Origin of the sequence: Candidatus Methylolitoribacter marinus (assembly GCF_051853155.1) — a bacterium.
Classification (GTDB): domain Bacteria; phylum Pseudomonadota; class Gammaproteobacteria; order Burkholderiales; family Methylophilaceae; genus BACL14.
Genome location: NZ_CP124221.1, coordinates 1,181,223 through 1,197,817, shown reverse-complemented (window position 1 = coordinate 1,197,817; position 16,595 = coordinate 1,181,223). Strand labels below are relative to the sequence as shown.

The window sequence follows — 16,595 nt, the reverse complement described above, 5'->3', positions numbered from 1 at the left end:
TGACTAGTTCAAAGAATATATAGCCTAAGCAACAGTAAAACAAACTTCATTAATAATTACTCAAAGCTTGGTCTAAGATTGTATCAAAATTGTTCAATTTTTCTTGGACCAACTTTAATTGAGTTAGATTTTCAGGATTGTTATTCGCTGATTCGTGAATGATATTTAAGGAGGCCATCAGTAGAAGTCTGTCAAATCCAGTCACTCCGGAATCTTTGAGTTGATCCACTTTTTGATTAAGGTATTTCGCTGATTCTAAAAGCGCTTCCTCCTCACCATCTGGACAGTTAATTTGGAAATCTCGACCTAAGATGTTTATTTCGACAATTTTACTCACAACAGTTCCTCATGAGGTATTTGTCCAAGTAGATTTTCTAATTTTTGAGAAGCTTCATAAATTTTTAAATTTAAACTCTTTATGGTCTCATCTTGATTATTAATTTTATCTTTTAGAACCTTATTTTCTTGCTGTAAATCATTTAAAAGATTTACTATCGTCTTGAGCTTCTGTTCGATGATATCTAGGTCTTGTTTCATTTTTTTACTATAAGTGATTATTGATTTTGGATCAATCTATCTTTTTTTTTGATCTTGGATGAGCTTGATCATAAATTTTAGATAGATGTTGAAAATCAAGATGTGTATAAATTTGTGTCGTAGAAATATTTGAATGCCCTAAAAGTTCTTGAACCGCCCTTAAGTCTTGACTGGATTGTAAGACATGACTGGCAAAGCTATGGCGTAAAAGGTGGGGGTGGATGTTCTCTGGGATATTATTTTTTTGAGCCCAAAACTTTAATCGGTATTGAATTGCCCGTGCAGTTAATTTTTTTCCATGTTGATTAAGAAACAACAATCCAGAATCAAGAATCTTATTTAATTTATTCCTTTGAAGAATCCATAAGTTCAATGCTTCAATAGCCTTTCTTCCAATAGGAACAATTCTAAATTTATTTCCTTTACCTAAAACCTTTAATGTTTGTTCACTCATGTCGATATCACTGATATGTATATTCACCAGTTCAGATAGCCTTAGTCCTGAAGAATAAAAAAATTCTAAAATCGCCTTATCTCTTGTATCAATAAAACCAGTTTGTGGAATATTTATGAGGTTAAATACTTGATCTATCGAGAGTGTTTGAGGCAGTTTCTTTTTTGCTTTAGGTGCTTTGATTCCAGATGTTGGATCATATTTCATCAGTTGTGATTTATTTAAAAATAAAAAACAACCCCTCCAGGAGGATAGAATCCTTGATAAAGATTTACCACTTAATCCAGATGCATGGAGTTTGGAGAGTGATAAACGAATATCCTCAGAATTAATTTCCGTTAGCTTTTTATCATTGAGTTTGATCAGTCGATTGATATCATGCTGATAATTTTTTATTGTGAGTTCACTTAATCTTTTTTCAAACTTAATATAGTTGAAAAATAGATCAAGTAATTCATTGCTCATAAGTCAATTACACCCTCAAAGACTATGGATGCATCTCCCTTTAAAAACACATGGTTATTGTCAGAGGGTTGGGTAAATATTGAGCCACCTGGCATGTTAACTTTGATTAAAGAGTTTTCCACTTTTTTAAGATGTATTGCAGCTATTGTGGCCGCACAGGCACCAGAGCCGCATCCAAGCGTTAGCCCTGAGCCACGCTCATAGACAACTAATTCTATTTCGTTACTATTGATAATTTCACAGAAACCGACATTTACACTATGAGGAAAAATTGAGGATTCCTGAATACTCTTCCCAGTTCGAATAGCGTCAATATCTTTGACATTATCAACAAAAAATACAATATGAGGATTGCCTACATCAATACAGATACCTTGCATTTTTTCACTGTCGTTATGTAAATAAATTTCAAAAAATAACGATGACTCATCTTTGTTGCCAATTAAAAATTTTCCCATATCAACTGAAATCAAGCCATTATCTTGAGCTAGTGAAATAGAGCCATTAAGAGTTTGAGCTGTTATTGGGTTTTTTGAGGATAGCTTATGATGTTGGATATATTCATAGAAACAGCGCGCCCCATTTCCACAATGTTCAACCTCTGATCCATCTGCATTAAAGATTCGGTACCTATAGTCAAAGGTTGGGTCATCACTTTTTTCAATAATCAATAGTTGATCAAAACCAATACCAAAATGACGATTTGCTAATTTTGTGATTTGGGATTGACTAAGGTTATACTTTTGATCGATTTGATTAATAATGATGAAATCATTACCTATGGCCTGCATTTTGGTAAACGGTATTTTCATGATTTGGGTAGTTTATATCTTCTATAATTCCATAAATATTGTTCAGGCGATGTTTTCACGATATTTTCGATGTATTCATTAATTTTTTGAACGGTGACTGAACCCTTAAATTCATATAATTCAATTTCAAAACCTGACCCTATTTTAAGTCGTCTCCCAATAGCAAAAATAATTGGAGCTTTAGTAAGTGTATGTAATTTTTGTACTAATGTCATGGTGTAAACTTTTTGATTAAAAAAATTAGACCACTCGCCATGACCTTCTGGAGGAACTTGGTCCGGAAGTATGCCAACCGCTTCACCATTTTTAAGTGCCTTAAGTATTTGTTTCATGCCGCCCAGCTCAATATTTACAGGTGTGACTAGATTTTTGTTTCTTCCATCGTATATCAGTTGATTGATCCATTTTTTCTTGGCTGGCTTATACATTACTTTGATGGGTGAAAAAAGCCCATAGTATTGAGCCGTGATTTCAAAGGAGCCAATATGGGGCGTTAGAAAAATAATACCTTTATTGTTTGCTTTAAGCTTTTCAATAAGATCCCAATTTTTTGTTTTTTTAATCAACCTTTTGATTCGTGAATTGGATGCAAACCAGATACTAAATGATTCCATAAGTGCCATACCGATATGCATTGCATTCAAGACAATCAGATTTTTTGTAGCAACTTTACCGGAGACGACATGACTTTGGCTAATGTGTTTTACAGTCCGCTCACGAAATTTAGCATCCAGTAAATACATCAGGAGACCCAAAAAACAACCGAGAAGATGAATAACAATCAGTGGAACGGAAAAAAAGACTTTTAAAACAATATTCATCAGTATTTAATAATAACTCTAATTCTGGTATTCTAGCGCGATTATTAAAAAACATGATTGATTAAAACTATGAGCGATTATTTTTTTACCTCAGAATCCGTTTCAGAGGGTCATCCTGATAAGGTTGCTGATCAAATTTCAGATGCTATTTTAGATGCCATTTTAGAACAAGATCCAATGGCAAGAGTGGCTGCTGAAACATTAACGAATACCGGATTAGTTCTATTAGCTGGCGAAGTGACCACAAAGGCGCGTGTTGACTATATTAAGGTTGCCAGGGAAGTTGTGAAAGATATTGGGTATGATCATCCGGATAAAGGTATTGACTATAAAGGTTGCTCTGTTCTAGTTGCTTATGACGAACAATCACCTGATATTGCCCAAGGGGTTGATCACGCAAATGATGATCCCTTAGATCAAGGAGCTGGAGATCAGGGGCTGATGTTCGGTTATGCTTGCGACGAAACTGCTTCGTTGATGCCATTACCTATCTGGTTATCTCATCAATTAGTGAAAAAACAGTCAGAGGTGCGAAAATCAGGAAAGTTATCGTGGTTAAGACCTGATGCAAAATCTCAGGTAACTTTAAATTATCAAAATAATAAACCTGTAGCAATAGATACAATTGTATTATCAACACAGCATGATCCTGATGTATCTCAAACAGATATTCATGAAGCAGTTATTGAAGAGATAATTAAACCCACACTTCCAGCTGATATTGATACAACTGCAACTAAATTTTTAATTAATCCAACTGGAAAATTCGTCATAGGTGGTCCTCAAGGCGACTGTGGTCTGACGGGTCGTAAAATTATTGTTGACACATACGGGGGAGCAGCCCCTCATGGTGGAGGAGCCTTCTCAGGTAAAGACCCATCAAAAGTTGACCGATCTGCTGCATATGCCGCAAGATATGTTGCAAAAAATATCGTGGCCAATGGGCTTGCATCAAAATGTCTAGTGCAATTATCTTATGCTATTGGCGTTGCACAACCAACGTCGATCATGGTAGATACTTTTGGAACAGGAAAGGTGTCTAATGAGGAGATGGTTGCAATAATTAAGAACAATTTTGATTTAAGACCTAAGGGTATTGTTCAAATGTTAGATTTATTAAGACCGATTTACAGAAAAACTGCTGCCTACGGTCATTTTGGTCGCGATGAAGATTCCTTTTCTTGGGAAAAAACGGATAAAAAATTAACATAAACAACAACTTAACTTTTTAAATAATTTCAAGTATAATCTCAGATGTCGAGGAACGCTGCGAGATTCTTTCCCAGGCTCGACATTCTAAACTGCGTTCACCTAACCTTGCCAGTCAAGGCTTCAGGTGAAGAAGCCAGCTGGTCACTTATTAATTTTAAATTTAAAGGATAAATTTATGAATAACGTGACAGAATCTAACATCCAATTGGATCATGTTGTTGCAGATATTTCACTTGCTGAATTTGGACGTAAGGAAATATCAATTGCCGAAAAAGAAATGCCAGGCCTGATGGCCATTCGTGAAGAATATAAAACAGCTCAGCCTTTGAAGGGCGCTTTAATCACTGGCTCATTACACATGACGATTCAAACCGCAGTTTTGATTGAAACCTTAGAAGCACTCGGTGCAAGAGTTCGCTGGGCGTCCTGTAATATTTATTCAACCCAGGACCATGCTGCTGCAGCCATTGCTAAAAATGGTACCCCTGTCTTTGCGTTTAAAGGTGAAAATTTGGATGACTATTGGGACTTCACTCATCGAATTTTTGAATGGCCAAATGGTGAATATTCAAACATGATTTTGGATGATGGCGGAGATGCAACTTTATTACTTCACTTGGGAGTCAAAGCAGAACAAGATCAATCTGTTTTAGATAATCCTCATAGTGAAGAAGAAACAGCGCTATTTAAAGCAATTAAAAATAAGCTTGCAGAACATCCAACTTGGTACAGTGACAGAATCAAGCATATTAAAGGTGTGACTGAAGAAACAACCACTGGTGTACATAGACTGTATCAAATGCACAAGAATGGTGAGCTAGCCTTCCCAGCAATTAATGTTAATGACGCTGTCACAAAATCAAAATTTGATAATTTATATGGATGTCGTGAGTCTTTGGTTGACGCTATCAAAAGAGCAACTGATGTCATGATCGCAGGAAAAATTGCAGTTGTTGCTGGTTATGGCGATGTTGGGAAAGGTTCTGCGCAAGCATTAAGGGCTCTGTCTGCGCAAGTCTGGGTAACTGAAGTTGACCCTATTTGTGCATTGCAGGCCGCTATGGAAGGTTATCGAGTTGTGACGATGGACTATGCAGCTGAGCATGCTGATATTTTTGTCACCGCGACTGGAAATTATAATGTGATCAATCATGAACATATGTCTCGTATGAAGGATGAAGCGATTGTTTGTAACATTGGCCATTTTGATAATGAGATTGATGTTGCTAGCTTGGAACAATACACTTGGGATGAAATTAAGGCACAAGTGGACCATGTCATTTTCCCTGATGGTAAAAAAATAATTCTATTAGCTAAAGGAAGATTGGTTAATTTGGGTTGCGCAACAGGCCACCCTAGTTATGTGATGAGTTCTTCTTTTGCAAATCAGACGATTGCTCAAATTGAGTTATTTAAAAATACCCAAAATTATCCAGTGAACGTGTATACCCTGCCGAAGCATTTGGATGAAAAAGTTGCTGTCTTGCAATTAAAAACTCTAAATGTTCAACTCAGCAAGTTAACTGAAGAGCAAGCGAAGTATATTGGTGTCAATGTAGATGGCCCTTTTAAACCTGACCACTACAGGTACTAGATGAAGGCAAGCTCATTTAGTTTTGAATTTTTTCCTCCTCGAACTCAAGAGGGGGAAGAAAAATTAAAGACGACATTAAAGAACTTATCAGAATTTAATCCTGAGTTTTTTTCTGTTACATTTGGTGCAGGGGGCTCTACAAAAGATAAAACAATTGGTATTGTTGAATCTATAAAAGATCAGGGGTACTCTGCAGTACCTCATATCTCATGTATCACTTCAACCAAAGATGAAGTGTTAGAGCTTATTACTAGTTATAAAAACAAAGGTATTGATCGTTTAGTTGCCCTAAGAGGAGATAATCCATCCGGTATCGCAGGATATGGCGATTTTCATTATGCCAGTGATCTGGTTGAGTTTATCAGAAAGAATACAGGGGACCATTTCCATATCGATGTTGCAGCATATCCCGAATTTCATCCTGAATCAGCTAATTCTATTGATGATTTAAAAAACTTTAAGACCAAAGTTGATGCAGGGGCTAATTCAGCCATTACTCAATTCTTTTTTAACGTAGACTCATATTTTAAGTTTATTGAAGAATGCGGGCACTTGAATATCAATATTCCTATCGTTCCAGGAATTATGCCAATTTATAACATCAAACAACTTTCTAGGTTTGCTCAAACTTGTGGGGCTGAGATTCCAAGGTGGTTAAAATATAAACTAGAGTCCTATGGAGACGATATTGATTCACTTCGAGAGTTTGGGGTCGATTTTATTTCGGAATTATGCGAAACCCTGCAACAGTTTGGTGTAGAGTCGTTTCATTTTTACACACTCAATGAGTGTGGAATTGTTACAAAAGTATTAAAGAATATTTCTAATTAACTAATGTACCGCTCCATTTTTTGGATTGAATAGCGCATCCTCAACAAACAAGTATTCGTTCTCTCGACCAAAATGCCATAAGGTCATCATGACGATCCATTTTAGTTCATCAAGGTTGACATCTGTTTGATCAACAGCCATTGCACGATCGATAATGATTTCTCTTTCAGCTGGGGATAAAATTGTTGCCTTTTCAAGGAAGATGAGAAAACCAATACCCTCGTTGTTAATTTTTTCATACTCTCTTTTAGAGTAAATTCTTGATTTAAGCCCTGATTGGTTAATCTTCTTATCATTAATTTTTTCAGATAAAGCTTTTAATGTGGCGAACCAATCAATAGCAAATTCTATCTCTTTATATTCAAACCCAGCCTCTTCTAATTCAGTTGTCATCTTTGATAAGTCAGAAACATTATGATGGGATGAAAGGTAATTTTCAAATACGTAGACTAATAAATCAAACATATCTTTCTCCTGGATAAAATTTATTTGAATTAAAGAGTGAAAAAATGTGAGTCTCTAAAAGAGTATAATATTGTAAGTAAAACTTATAAGATTTATAACTATTCACTAATTTTTAATTTACAGTATTAAGAATAAAATGCAAGTAAAAATATGGCTTTATTAGAAATCTTAAAATACCCTGATCCAAGGCTTCATAAAATTGCTGAGATTGTAGAAGTTTTTGATGAATCTACTGAGAGGCTGGTGAAAGATTTGGCAGAAACAATGTATGAATCCAAAGGAATTGGATTGGCGGCGACTCAGGTGGACGTTCATCAAAGAATTATTGTGATCGATATTAGTGATGATAAAAAAGATCTATTGGTATTAATTAATCCTAAATTAATAAAATTTGATGGACAGCAAGAATATGATGAAGGGTGTCTATCAGTTCCAGGTTTTTTTGAGACAGTGAAACGATATGAAAATATCACAATCAGTTACCAAGACCTAAAAGGAAATTTACATACTTTGGATGCTGATGGCCTCTTGTCTGTTTGTATTCAGCATGAGATGGATCATCTTGTCGGCAAAGTTTTTGTTGAATATTTATCTCAATTAAAGCAGCAAAGAATTAAGAAAAAAATAAGCAAACTAAGTCGAGTAAATTAATGTTAAAGATAGTATACGCAGGCACTCCCGAATTTGCACTTCCTTGCCTAAAGAAAATAAACGAATCTGAGATGGAAATTATTGCTGTTTTGACTCAACCTGACCGGCCAGCAGGGAGGGGTATGAAAATAAAAGAAAGCCCCATCAAAAAGTATGCAAAAGATAATCAATTATCTTTTTATCAGCCAGAAAAAATCGATGAGGAATTTACAAACTCTATTAAGCAATTAAGTCCAGATGTATTAATTGTTGCTGCTTATGGACTTATCCTACCAAAGCATTTTATTGATATATTTCCAAAAAAAGCTTTTAACATTCATGCATCTATTCTTCCAAAGTGGAGGGGCGCCGCCCCAATTCAAAGGGCCATAATGCATGGAGATGAACAGATTGGTGTCACTATTATGGAAGTCGTTGAAAAGTTAGATGCAGGAAATATTTATTTAATAAACAGCATAAAGAGAGATCCTAAATTAACATCGGCCGACTATTTCGAAATCCTTGCAAAAGATGGTGCCAATTTAATGATGCAGCATCTGAACAATATAGAATTAGATAAAAATATAGAATCAAAAGTACAAGTTGAAGAGGAGGTGACATATGCAAAAAAAATATGTAAAAGTGAGGCCTATTTGAATTTGGAAAATAAGGCAGAAAATATTGTAAATACAATCATGTCACTAAATCCATTTCCAATCTCAAGAATCTCTTTGAGGCAAAAAGAGGTAAAAATTTTTCATGCGGAGTTAAGTAATATTGTATCAATTGAAAATCAGCCAGGGAGTATTAGTATTTCAGAAGATTTATTAGTTGCGACAGCTGATTTTTATATCAAGATAAACTCAATCCAGATGAGTGGCGGTCAAATGTTAACAGGAAAAGAATTTATTAAAAATTATCAATTAAAACCATCTGAAAAATTTTCTAATGTATAAGGATTTAATCCAGGCAGCAAAAATATTATCAGAGGTTTGTGATGGCAGAAATATTGACACGGCATTTAATCAGTTTATAAAAGAAGACAATAACAAAAACTTTGTTAAAGATGTCGTTTACGGCAGTGTTAGGGATTTCTATCTCAATGATTTCATTCTAAAGAAATTTGTGAAAAATGATATCAAGGATCAACTGATTCAGTATCTTTTGTTGAATACAATTTATCAAATAAACCACCAGTCAAAAACTGAATTTACTGTTGTTAATGAGGCTGTTAAGGCTGCAAAAAAAATAAATAATAATTTTTATAATTTGGTCAATGCTGTTCTTAGAAATTATTTAAGAGAAAAAGATAAATTTGTTATGCCAGACGATCTAAAAATAAAGTATTCATATCCAGAATGGTGGGTTAAAGATCTAGTAAGAGAATACCCTGGTGATCATGAAGCGATTTTAGCCATTGGTAATTCGAGAGCAACAACAGTTATAAGAGTAAATCAAAGACAAATCTCTATGTGTGACTATATTCCTCTTTTAGAACAAGCAAATATTGATTATGAATTAATTCTTGGCGATCAGTACATTCAAATAAATAATGTAAAAGATATTACTATACTGCCCGGTTATGAAAGAGGTAATTTTTATGTTCAAGATCCAGCAGCTCAATTAGCATTAAATTACCTTGATATACAAAATGGGATGAATGTTCTTGATTTATGCTCTGCACCTGGTGGAAAAGCGACACATATGCTTGAGAGATTCAACATTCATCTAGACTGCTATGATATTTCAAATGACAGAATTAACCTTATTAAAAGTAATATGAACAGATTGCAGTTGAAAGCAAATATTATCGATCAAATAGGTAGCAATAAACGATATGATCGTATACTAATAGATGCCCCATGCTCAGGCTCGGGAGTAGTCAGAAGGAATATTGATATAAAATTAATGCGTAAACAAAAAGATATTGAAAAATTTAGCAATCAACAACTTCAGCTACTTGAACAGGGCTGGAAAATTTTAAAAAATGGTGGCAAATTAATGTATGTCACTTGTTCCATTTTTAATAAAGAAAATGACAATGTTGTAAAAAATTTTTTATCAAAAAATAAAGATGCTTTAATTCACGATCTGACTATCCCAAATATTTTTAAATTCCAAAATACACAACTAATCCCCAATCAATATCATGATGGCCTATATTTTAAAGTCTTTATTAAAAATTAATTTAGCTTGGTTAGTTTTTTTTAATACATCATATGCAAATATTATTATTGAGGATCAAGCATTAGATTCAACAAAAATAAAATATTTTTTAAACTATGAGCTAGATAACGAGTTAAAAAAAATAATAGACAAAGGTATATCTATTCAGTTTTTAGAAACGATTATTTTAAAAAGAAAAAATCAATATTTTTTCGATCATGTTTTGTTCAAAAAAACTAAAAATATAAAAATCGAATATCATCCTTTAATTAAAAAATATTATTTATTTGAAGAGAATGAAAGATTTTCATATACAGAACTTAATGACCTCATTCGTTTTATTAATAAACCAAGATATTTAACTTTAGACAATTTTCAGGATTCAAAAAATAAAGAACTTACAATTACATGGGAGATTGATCAAAAAAATCTTCCAAAAAGCTTACAATTAAGTTTAAAAAAACCTACATGGATGATAATAAAAAGATTAAGACATAATTTATGAGATACCTGATTACTTCAGCATTTGTAATAAGCTTAGCATTGTTAGTGATTTTGATAAGATCATTGTCTAATTCTGACTTTATTTCTAGTGAGACTTTTCAATTACTTCTAAAGATAAATTTAGCATTTGTGGTTTTATTATTTATATTTATTGCATTACAGGTTTATCGATTATTTAAGGAAGTTAAAAAAGAGGTAACTGGAAGTAGATTAACATTAAGGTTAGTTATTTCCTACAGCGTTATGATCATAGTTCCTTTGATGGTTCTCTATTTTGTCTCAGTAAACTTTTTAACTAAATCAATAGAGTCTTGGTTTAATGTCAGAGTGGAGTCCGCGTTGGAAAGTGGATTAAATATTGGTCAAAAGACATTAGATATTTTAAGAAAAGACGTAGAATTAAAGTCAAGGAGCATTAGTTACTCATTATCAAATTCAAGAATTAATGAATTTAATCCCATACTTTCTGATCTGACTGAAAAATTTGATATTTATGATGCAATGATAATCGATGATGAAAGTCAAATTTTGGCTATTTCATCAAGAGATAATATTGAAATTGATGCAGTTTTTCCTGATGAAAAAGATTTAATTCTTGCAAATACGGGCTTTCATGGGAAGATAGATATTACTCAAGAAAATATAATTTATCTGAAAACTTACCAACCTTATTTTTTAATTGATGACAAAATTCAGAAGAAATTTTATTTAATTCTTACTCAGAAAATACCCGAAAGTATTTCACAGGCTGCATTATCTGTTGAGTCAGTTTTTGAAGATTATCAAGCTTTAACATTTAGTAGAAACTCTTTAAAAGTCATTTATCAAATAACATTAAGTATTATCCTTTTTTTGGCGATCCTTTTTTCAATATCTTTAGCACTTTATTTCAGTAGAAGATTTACAATGCCTTTATCAATCTTATCTGAAGCAACACAAAGTATTGCCAAAGGGAATTTTAAGAAAAAAATACCAGAACAAGGAAAAGATGAGATGGGTATGTTGGTAAGGTCTTTTAACATTATGACAAACAAGCTAGAAACTGCGAATAAAACGCTAGAGCTTAATAGGCAAAGAATTGAATCATCAAGAAACTTCTTAGAAAGTATTATTAACAACATGTCATCGGGGATCATTGTGATTGATCCAAAAAACAATATAAGGCTTACAAATAAGCTTGCCTCAAAGCTTTTAGGATTTAATTTAGAATTACTGAATGGACAAAGATTTAACCAAATTTTAGAACATGGAAGTCAGTTTGAAGAAATTGTTACATTGGTGAATAAAAACAAAATTAACTATAAAGAAAAAGCACTGATATTAAAATTTAAAAGAAGAATACTATCGATTCAGCTGACTGAAGAAGATGTTGGAAGAAATAAAAATAAAATTATTATTATTGATGATATTTCAGAGATTACCGCAGCCCAAAGAAATGAGGCATGGTCTGAAGTGGCGAGGCGTCTTGCTCACGAAATAAAAAATCCATTAACCCCGATCCAATTATCTGCTGAAAGAATTGATCATAAATTTTCTAAACAATTAGAGAAAAAAGATCAAGCTATCCTTAGTGATATTACTAAGACCATAGTAAATCAGGTTGATGCGATCAAAAAAATGGTAAATGAGTTTACTGAATATTCTAGATCACCAGAATTAACCAAAACAGAAATTAATCTTGTTGATTTAATAAATGAATTAGTTAATTTATTTCAAAAAGAAGATCTTACAATTAATATACTTTCTACCTCAAAAAAAATTAACTTTATTTGCGATGAAATAAAAATAAGGCAGGTGTTTGTCAATCTTATCAACAATGCATATGAAGCAAAGAAAGATGATAGTACATGTGAAGTTGAGATAAGGCTGAGAAAGACAAAGAGTTCTATGATTGTTAATTTCATCGATAATGGTTCTGGTATCAACGATGACATTGATATTTTTCAGCCTTATGTGACTACTAAAAAGACCGGTACGGGATTAGGATTGGCTGTTGTGAAAAAAATAATTGATGAGCATGATGGATCAATCAGTATTAAAAATAATAAATTATCAGGGGCAAATGTAGAAATACAATTCAGTATTCAATTATGACAAAGAAATCAACAATTCTTATAATCGATGATGAAAAGGATATCAGAGAGTCTTTATCGGAAATATTACTTGATGAAGGTTATGATACATTTTTAGCAGCAGATGCAAATGATGCAAGAAAGCTAATTAAGCAAGAAAGAAATATAGATATTATTTTATTGGATATCTGGATGCCTGATTGTGACGGAATTACTTTGCTTAAAGAGTTAAAGAATAATCAAAAGTTGACTCAACCAATTATTATGATGTCTGGTCATGGAACAATTGATACAGCCATTGAAGCAACCAAAAATGGCGCCTTTGATTTTATCGAAAAGCCAATTTCGTTACACAGAGTTTTAAAGGTTTTAAATGATGCAATTAATGAGTCATTGGATTTTAATACCTTGACTATTGAATATTTCAAAAATAATAAAGATAAGGATTTATTTGATTTATCTAAAAAATTAACTCATAAGGTAAATCATTATTTTTTTAAAACAAATTGCAAAGATGCCCTATATTCTTTTCTTTTTTCTAATGAGGAACAAGTATTTAAGATTGATCAAAATTTTATAAAAAAAATAGATAACTGTGATTCTTTTTTAGAGGATAAGAAAAACTCTTTAATAATTTTTGAAAATTTTTCTGATTACAATGAGAATGCCATATCGATCTTTAAGATCATTGAATCAAAATCAAAAAAATATAACGTAAAAATTGTTATTAGTAGTGATAGTGATTTAACAGAGGAATATAAACAAAAAATCAATTTTTCAGATTTTTCTATCTTGGACTTCAAGGTGTTTGGACCGAATGATGAAGATAGATTGATTAATGCAGCCAAGGAAATTCTTACTTATCATTTAAACTTTGTTTCGAATAAAATATATAAAGAGTTCGATATTACTTTTTTAAATAAAATTAGATCAGATAAAAATTGTTATGATATTTTATATCTTGATCAGATTATCAGAAATTGCCTAAAATTTACTCATGGAGAAGTCATTGATGAGGAAGATTATCTTAATGCCATCAAATTAAGCCCAATTAATTTACATGAGATTATAAAGCATGATCCTATTGACCATTTATATGGCATGGAGCTCAAAAGTGCAAGAGATGAATTTGATAAAATTTATCTGAAACATCATTTAAATAACAATGTTAGCATGAAAGACTTATCAAAAATATCTGGTGTTGAAAGAACACACCTTTATAGAAAACTAAAACAATTGGGACTTAAAAACTCAAAGTAAGCATGATAGGTGCGTGGTCTGAAGGCCTTTCTAATTTTCGATAATCACTAAGTATGGTGAAGTCTTTTAAAAAATTGATTAAGTTATTTGATGCTAGTATGTGGTCAATTCTTAATCCCAGATTTCTTCTAAAAGCTGCCATCCTATAGTCCCACCAAGTAAATCCTGGTTCAATTTTATTTAGATGGCGATAGCTGTCCGTAAATTTACATTCTTCAATTTCTTTGAATAAATTTCTTTCAATATCGCTAGTCAAAACAGTACCAGTCCATTTGTCTGGATCATGACAATCAACATCATTAGGAGCGATATTAAAATCACCCATTAATAAGGAATTAGTATTTTTTGTTTTAATAAATGCCAAAAGTGCATTAATCCATGATTGTTTATAAATAAATTTATCACTATCTAATGATTGACCGTTTGGAAAATATCCATTCATTATTAAAATTTTTTGCTTATTAAAATCAACCTCGGTAGATATAAATCTTTTTTGCTCATCATGAAAATTAGGAATATTTAGGAGAACATTTTGATATGGAAGCTTTGTTATTATTGCTACCCCATTAAATGTTTTTTGTCCGGTAAAGATAGATTCATAACCAAGATCGAGAAAAGACTGGGTGGGAAAGTTGTCATCTTGGGTTTTAGTTTCCTGTAACGAAATCACATCAGGACTGTATTTATTAATAATATCGATTAGCTGGTCATGTCGAATCTTAAGAGAATTAACATTCCATGAAATAATTTTCATGCTGCTAGTCCGTTATGTCTCAATAACGCATTGATAGAAGGCTCTCTTCCCTTAAATTTAATAAATGATTCTTTGGCGGATCTAGACCCTCCAACACTTAAAATTTCTTTTCTAAATTTGGATCCAACTGCTTTATTTAAAACCCCATTATTTTCAAATTCTTCAAAAACATCTGCTGATAAGACTTCTGCCCACTTATAACTATAGTATCCGGCAGCATAACCACCTGCAAAAATATGGCTAAAACTATGAGGAAAACGATTCCAATGAGGTGGACGCACAACTGCAATCTCATCTCTTACAGACTCCAGAACGCTTACAACATGTAAATTGTCAGGATTACTTTCCATGTGAATTGACATATCAAATAATGCAAATTCAACTTGTCGAAGAGTTTGCATGCCTGATTGAAAGTTTTTACTTAAAATTAGCTTGTCAAATAATTCTTTTGGCATGGATTCTTTTGTATGAACATGTTGTGTCATATTTTCGATGACATTCCAATCCCAGCAAAAATTTTCCATAAATTGACTTGGTAATTCAACGGCATCCCATTCGACACCTTTAATTCCTGAAACATTAAACTCAGAAATTTCAGTCAGAAGATGGTGAAGTCCATGACCACACTCATGAAACAATGTAATAACTTCATCATGAGTAAATAATGCTGGATTCTTTCCGATGGGCGAAGCAAAATTACATGTGAGGTAGGCCACTGGATAATCAATATTTTTATTAAATTTACTTTTTGAGATACATTCATCCATCCATGCACCACCTCGTTTATTTTTCCTAGCATAAAGATCAAGATAAAAAGAACCAATGACTTTGTTGTTTTGACATAATTCGTAATATTTCACATCCTTGTGCCATACCGAAGCAGCTGACTCAACTACATCGATGCCATATAAATTTTTTATTACGTTAAATAAACCTTTTATAACTTTATTCTCTGGAAAAAATTGTTTTATTTCTTGATCATTGATGCTGTACTTTTCTTGTTTAATTGCTTCAGAATAAAATGCTACATCCCAGGCTTCAAGATCATTAATATCATCTTTTTTTGCAGCTTCTTGAAGTTCTTCAAAATCTTTTAATCCGTATGGCTTTGCTTTATGAGACAAGTCTCTTAAAAAAGAACAAACTTCTTCAGGATTGTTAGCCATTTTTCTATCTATGCTTAATTCGGCGTAATTATTGAATCCTAATAGCTTTGCAATATTTGCTCGATGAGAAAGAATATCTTTTATGATGGCTGTGTTATCAAATTTTTTATCAGAAAATTCGGATGCCTTTTTCGCATAGGCTTCATACATTTGTTTTCTTAAGTTTCGGTTTTTGGCATATTGAAGTACAGGAACATAACATGGGAAATGAAGAGTAAATGTATGACCTTTTTGTCCATTTTCCTTCGCTAAAGTTTTTGCAGATTCAAGAATATCTTCAGGTATACCATCTAACTGAGCATCATCTATTATATTTAATGTGAAATTATTAGTTTCATCCAAAACATTTTCTTCAAATTTTGATGATAATTTTGCAAGTTTTGATTGTAGTTCTTTAAATATAGTCTTTTTATCTTCATCAAGATCAACCCCGCCTAGTTTGAAGTCTTTAATTTCATCATTAATTATTTTTTGTTGAATTGCATTTAATGAATTAAAAATAGTAGATTCTTTTAATGCTTTATATAAGTTAAATATTTTTGTATTTTGCGATAAGTTTGAATAGTAGTCTGTTATTAATTCTCTACATTTGTTATATTCACCTCGATATAAATCAGAGTTCATCACCGAATTAAGATGGCCGATCTGTGACCATGCATTACTGAGTTTGTAATCTAGTTGGCTTAACTCATCTACAAAAGCATAGTCAATTTTGGAGGCATTATAGTTTTCTATAACTTTTATTTTGCTGTTATTTTCATTGATGATTTTTGTAATAGCAGGATAGATATGCTCTGCTTTAATGTGCTCAAAAATAGGTAAGTCTATTTGTTCAAGAATAGGATTGTTCAT

The 16,595-nt window shown here is 32.3% G+C and carries 17 protein-coding genes and 1 riboswitch; of the genes, 9 read left to right on the top strand and 8 right to left on the bottom strand.

The annotated features are described in order from the left end of the window. Positions 1-49: 49 nt before the first annotated feature. The 5 genes from QFA95_RS06450 to QFA95_RS06430 are packed head-to-tail and all read right to left on the bottom strand — an operon-like array spanning position 50 to position 3,089. Positions 50-337, bottom strand: a complete 288-nt coding sequence (locus tag QFA95_RS06450) for a cell division protein ZapA (RefSeq protein ID WP_486462703.1) — start codon at positions 335-337, stop codon at positions 50-52. Then, the gene (locus QFA95_RS06445; RefSeq protein ID WP_486462702.1) at positions 334-537 is read right to left on the bottom strand and encodes a hypothetical protein; all 204 of its coding nucleotides are present in this window, start codon (positions 535-537) and stop codon (positions 334-336) included. The genes QFA95_RS06450 and QFA95_RS06445 overlap by 4 nt, the downstream gene beginning before the upstream one ends. A gap of 31 nt (positions 538-568) precedes the next feature. Beyond that, complete coding sequence (gene xerC, locus QFA95_RS06440; RefSeq protein WP_486462701.1) at positions 569-1,456, bottom strand: tyrosine recombinase XerC; 888 nt, start codon at positions 1,454-1,456, stop codon at positions 569-571. Beyond that, the gene (gene dapF / locus QFA95_RS06435) at positions 1,453-2,268 is read right to left on the bottom strand and encodes a diaminopimelate epimerase (RefSeq protein WP_486462700.1); all 816 of its coding nucleotides are present in this window, start codon (positions 2,266-2,268) and stop codon (positions 1,453-1,455) included. The genes xerC and dapF overlap by 4 nt, the downstream gene beginning before the upstream one ends. Further along, positions 2,265-3,089, bottom strand: coding sequence for an LpxL/LpxP family acyltransferase (locus QFA95_RS06430; protein WP_486462699.1), 825 nt, complete (start codon positions 3,087-3,089; stop codon positions 2,265-2,267). The genes dapF and QFA95_RS06430 overlap by 4 nt, the downstream gene beginning before the upstream one ends. Before the next feature lie 69 nt (positions 3,090-3,158). On the opposite strand from QFA95_RS06430, the gene metK reads away from it, so the two are divergent. The 3 genes from metK (at position 3,159) to metF (ending at position 6,726) form a co-directional block, all read left to right on the top strand. Then, positions 3,159-4,301, top strand: a complete 1,143-nt coding sequence (metK, locus tag QFA95_RS06425; protein ID WP_486462698.1) for a methionine adenosyltransferase — start codon at positions 3,159-3,161, stop codon at positions 4,299-4,301. 41 nt (positions 4,302-4,342) lie between these two features. Then, positions 4,343-4,405: riboswitch (S-adenosyl-L-homocysteine riboswitch) on the top strand. Positions 4,406-4,476: 71 nt separating this feature from the next. Then, positions 4,477-5,895, top strand: a complete 1,419-nt coding sequence (ahcY, locus tag QFA95_RS06420; RefSeq protein ID WP_486462697.1) for an adenosylhomocysteinase — start codon at positions 4,477-4,479, stop codon at positions 5,893-5,895. Beyond that, positions 5,896-6,726 (top strand): methylenetetrahydrofolate reductase [NAD(P)H], encoded by an 831-nt coding sequence (gene metF / locus QFA95_RS06415; RefSeq protein ID WP_486462696.1) that lies wholly within the window; start codon positions 5,896-5,898, stop codon positions 6,724-6,726. Here metF and QFA95_RS06410 read toward each other — a convergent pair whose 3' ends face one another. Further along, positions 6,727-7,191 carry a Smg family protein gene (locus QFA95_RS06410; protein WP_486462695.1) on the bottom strand — a complete coding sequence of 155 codons (465 nt, stop codon included), beginning with the start codon at positions 7,189-7,191 and terminating at the stop codon, positions 6,727-6,729. It abuts the gene before it with no gap. 150 nt (positions 7,192-7,341) lie between these two features. Here QFA95_RS06410 and def point away from each other — a divergent pair, with 150 nt between their 5' ends. Genes def through QFA95_RS06380 form a run of 6 tightly spaced genes read left to right on the top strand, consistent with a single transcriptional unit; the run spans position 7,342 to position 13,823 of the window. Beyond that, positions 7,342-7,842, top strand: coding sequence for a peptide deformylase (gene def, locus QFA95_RS06405; protein WP_486462694.1), 501 nt, complete (start codon positions 7,342-7,344; stop codon positions 7,840-7,842). Then, complete coding sequence (fmt, locus tag QFA95_RS06400; RefSeq protein ID WP_486462693.1) at positions 7,842-8,777, top strand: methionyl-tRNA formyltransferase; 936 nt, start codon at positions 7,842-7,844, stop codon at positions 8,775-8,777. The genes def and fmt overlap by 1 nt, the downstream gene beginning before the upstream one ends. After that, a complete protein-coding gene (locus tag QFA95_RS06395) occupies positions 8,770-10,008 on the top strand; it encodes a transcription antitermination factor NusB (RefSeq protein WP_486462692.1) in 1,239 nt (412 codons plus the stop codon). The genes fmt and QFA95_RS06395 overlap by 8 nt, the downstream gene beginning before the upstream one ends. Beyond that, a complete protein-coding gene (locus QFA95_RS06390) occupies positions 9,974-10,492 on the top strand; it encodes a DUF4390 domain-containing protein (RefSeq protein ID WP_486462691.1) in 519 nt (172 codons plus the stop codon). The genes QFA95_RS06395 and QFA95_RS06390 overlap by 35 nt, the downstream gene beginning before the upstream one ends. Next, positions 10,489-12,585, top strand: a complete 2,097-nt coding sequence (locus QFA95_RS06385) for a sensor histidine kinase (protein ID WP_486462690.1) — start codon at positions 10,489-10,491, stop codon at positions 12,583-12,585. The genes QFA95_RS06390 and QFA95_RS06385 overlap by 4 nt, the downstream gene beginning before the upstream one ends. After that, the gene (locus QFA95_RS06380; protein WP_486462689.1) at positions 12,582-13,823 is read left to right on the top strand and encodes a response regulator; all 1,242 of its coding nucleotides are present in this window, start codon (positions 12,582-12,584) and stop codon (positions 13,821-13,823) included. Before QFA95_RS06385 ends, QFA95_RS06380 begins: the two co-directional genes overlap by 4 nt. Here the strand turns inward: QFA95_RS06380 and xth are convergent. Both xth and QFA95_RS06370 read right to left on the bottom strand, forming a co-directional pair. Then, positions 13,807-14,577 (bottom strand): exodeoxyribonuclease III, encoded by a 771-nt coding sequence (xth, locus tag QFA95_RS06375; protein WP_486462688.1) that lies wholly within the window; start codon positions 14,575-14,577, stop codon positions 13,807-13,809. The two genes, QFA95_RS06380 and xth, sit on opposite strands and share 17 nt — an antisense overlap. Next, positions 14,574-16,595, bottom strand: coding sequence for a M3 family metallopeptidase (locus tag QFA95_RS06370; RefSeq protein ID WP_486462687.1), 2,022 nt, complete (start codon positions 16,593-16,595; stop codon positions 14,574-14,576). The genes xth and QFA95_RS06370 overlap by 4 nt, the downstream gene beginning before the upstream one ends.

What these genes read in the sequence shown, in the direction of transcription:
- QFA95_RS06445 (WP_486462702.1), bottom strand. Translation starts at nt 537, where the DNA reads ATGAAACAAGACCTAGATATCATCGAACAGAAGCTCAAGACGATAGTA.
- xerC (WP_486462701.1), bottom strand. Translation starts at nt 1,456, where the DNA reads ATGAGCAATGAATTACTTGATCTATTTTTCAACTATATTAAGTTTGAA.
- dapF (WP_486462700.1), bottom strand. Translation starts at nt 2,268, where the DNA reads ATGAAAATACCGTTTACCAAAATGCAGGCCATAGGTAATGATTTCATC.
- QFA95_RS06430 (WP_486462699.1), bottom strand. Translation starts at nt 3,089, where the DNA reads ATGAATATTGTTTTAAAAGTCTTTTTTTCCGTTCCACTGATTGTTATT.
- metK (WP_486462698.1), top strand. Translation starts at nt 3,159, where the DNA reads ATGAGCGATTATTTTTTTACCTCAGAATCCGTTTCAGAGGGTCATCCT.
- ahcY (WP_486462697.1), top strand. Translation starts at nt 4,477, where the DNA reads ATGAATAACGTGACAGAATCTAACATCCAATTGGATCATGTTGTTGCA.
- metF (WP_486462696.1), top strand. Translation starts at nt 5,896, where the DNA reads ATGAAGGCAAGCTCATTTAGTTTTGAATTTTTTCCTCCTCGAACTCAA.
- QFA95_RS06410 (WP_486462695.1), bottom strand. Translation starts at nt 7,191, where the DNA reads ATGTTTGATTTATTAGTCTACGTATTTGAAAATTACCTTTCATCCCAT.
- def (WP_486462694.1), top strand. Translation starts at nt 7,342, where the DNA reads ATGGCTTTATTAGAAATCTTAAAATACCCTGATCCAAGGCTTCATAAA.
- fmt (WP_486462693.1), top strand. Translation starts at nt 7,842, where the DNA reads ATGTTAAAGATAGTATACGCAGGCACTCCCGAATTTGCACTTCCTTGC.
- QFA95_RS06395 (WP_486462692.1), top strand. Translation starts at nt 8,770, where the DNA reads ATGTATAAGGATTTAATCCAGGCAGCAAAAATATTATCAGAGGTTTGT.
- QFA95_RS06390 (WP_486462691.1), top strand. Translation starts at nt 9,974, where the DNA reads ATGGCCTATATTTTAAAGTCTTTATTAAAAATTAATTTAGCTTGGTTA.
- QFA95_RS06385 (WP_486462690.1), top strand. Translation starts at nt 10,489, where the DNA reads ATGAGATACCTGATTACTTCAGCATTTGTAATAAGCTTAGCATTGTTA.
- QFA95_RS06380 (WP_486462689.1), top strand. Translation starts at nt 12,582, where the DNA reads ATGACAAAGAAATCAACAATTCTTATAATCGATGATGAAAAGGATATC.
- xth (WP_486462688.1), bottom strand. Translation starts at nt 14,577, where the DNA reads ATGAAAATTATTTCATGGAATGTTAATTCTCTTAAGATTCGACATGAC.
- QFA95_RS06370 (WP_486462687.1), bottom strand. Translation starts at nt 16,595, where the DNA reads ATGAACAATCCTATTCTTGAACAAATAGACTTACCTATTTTTGAGCAC.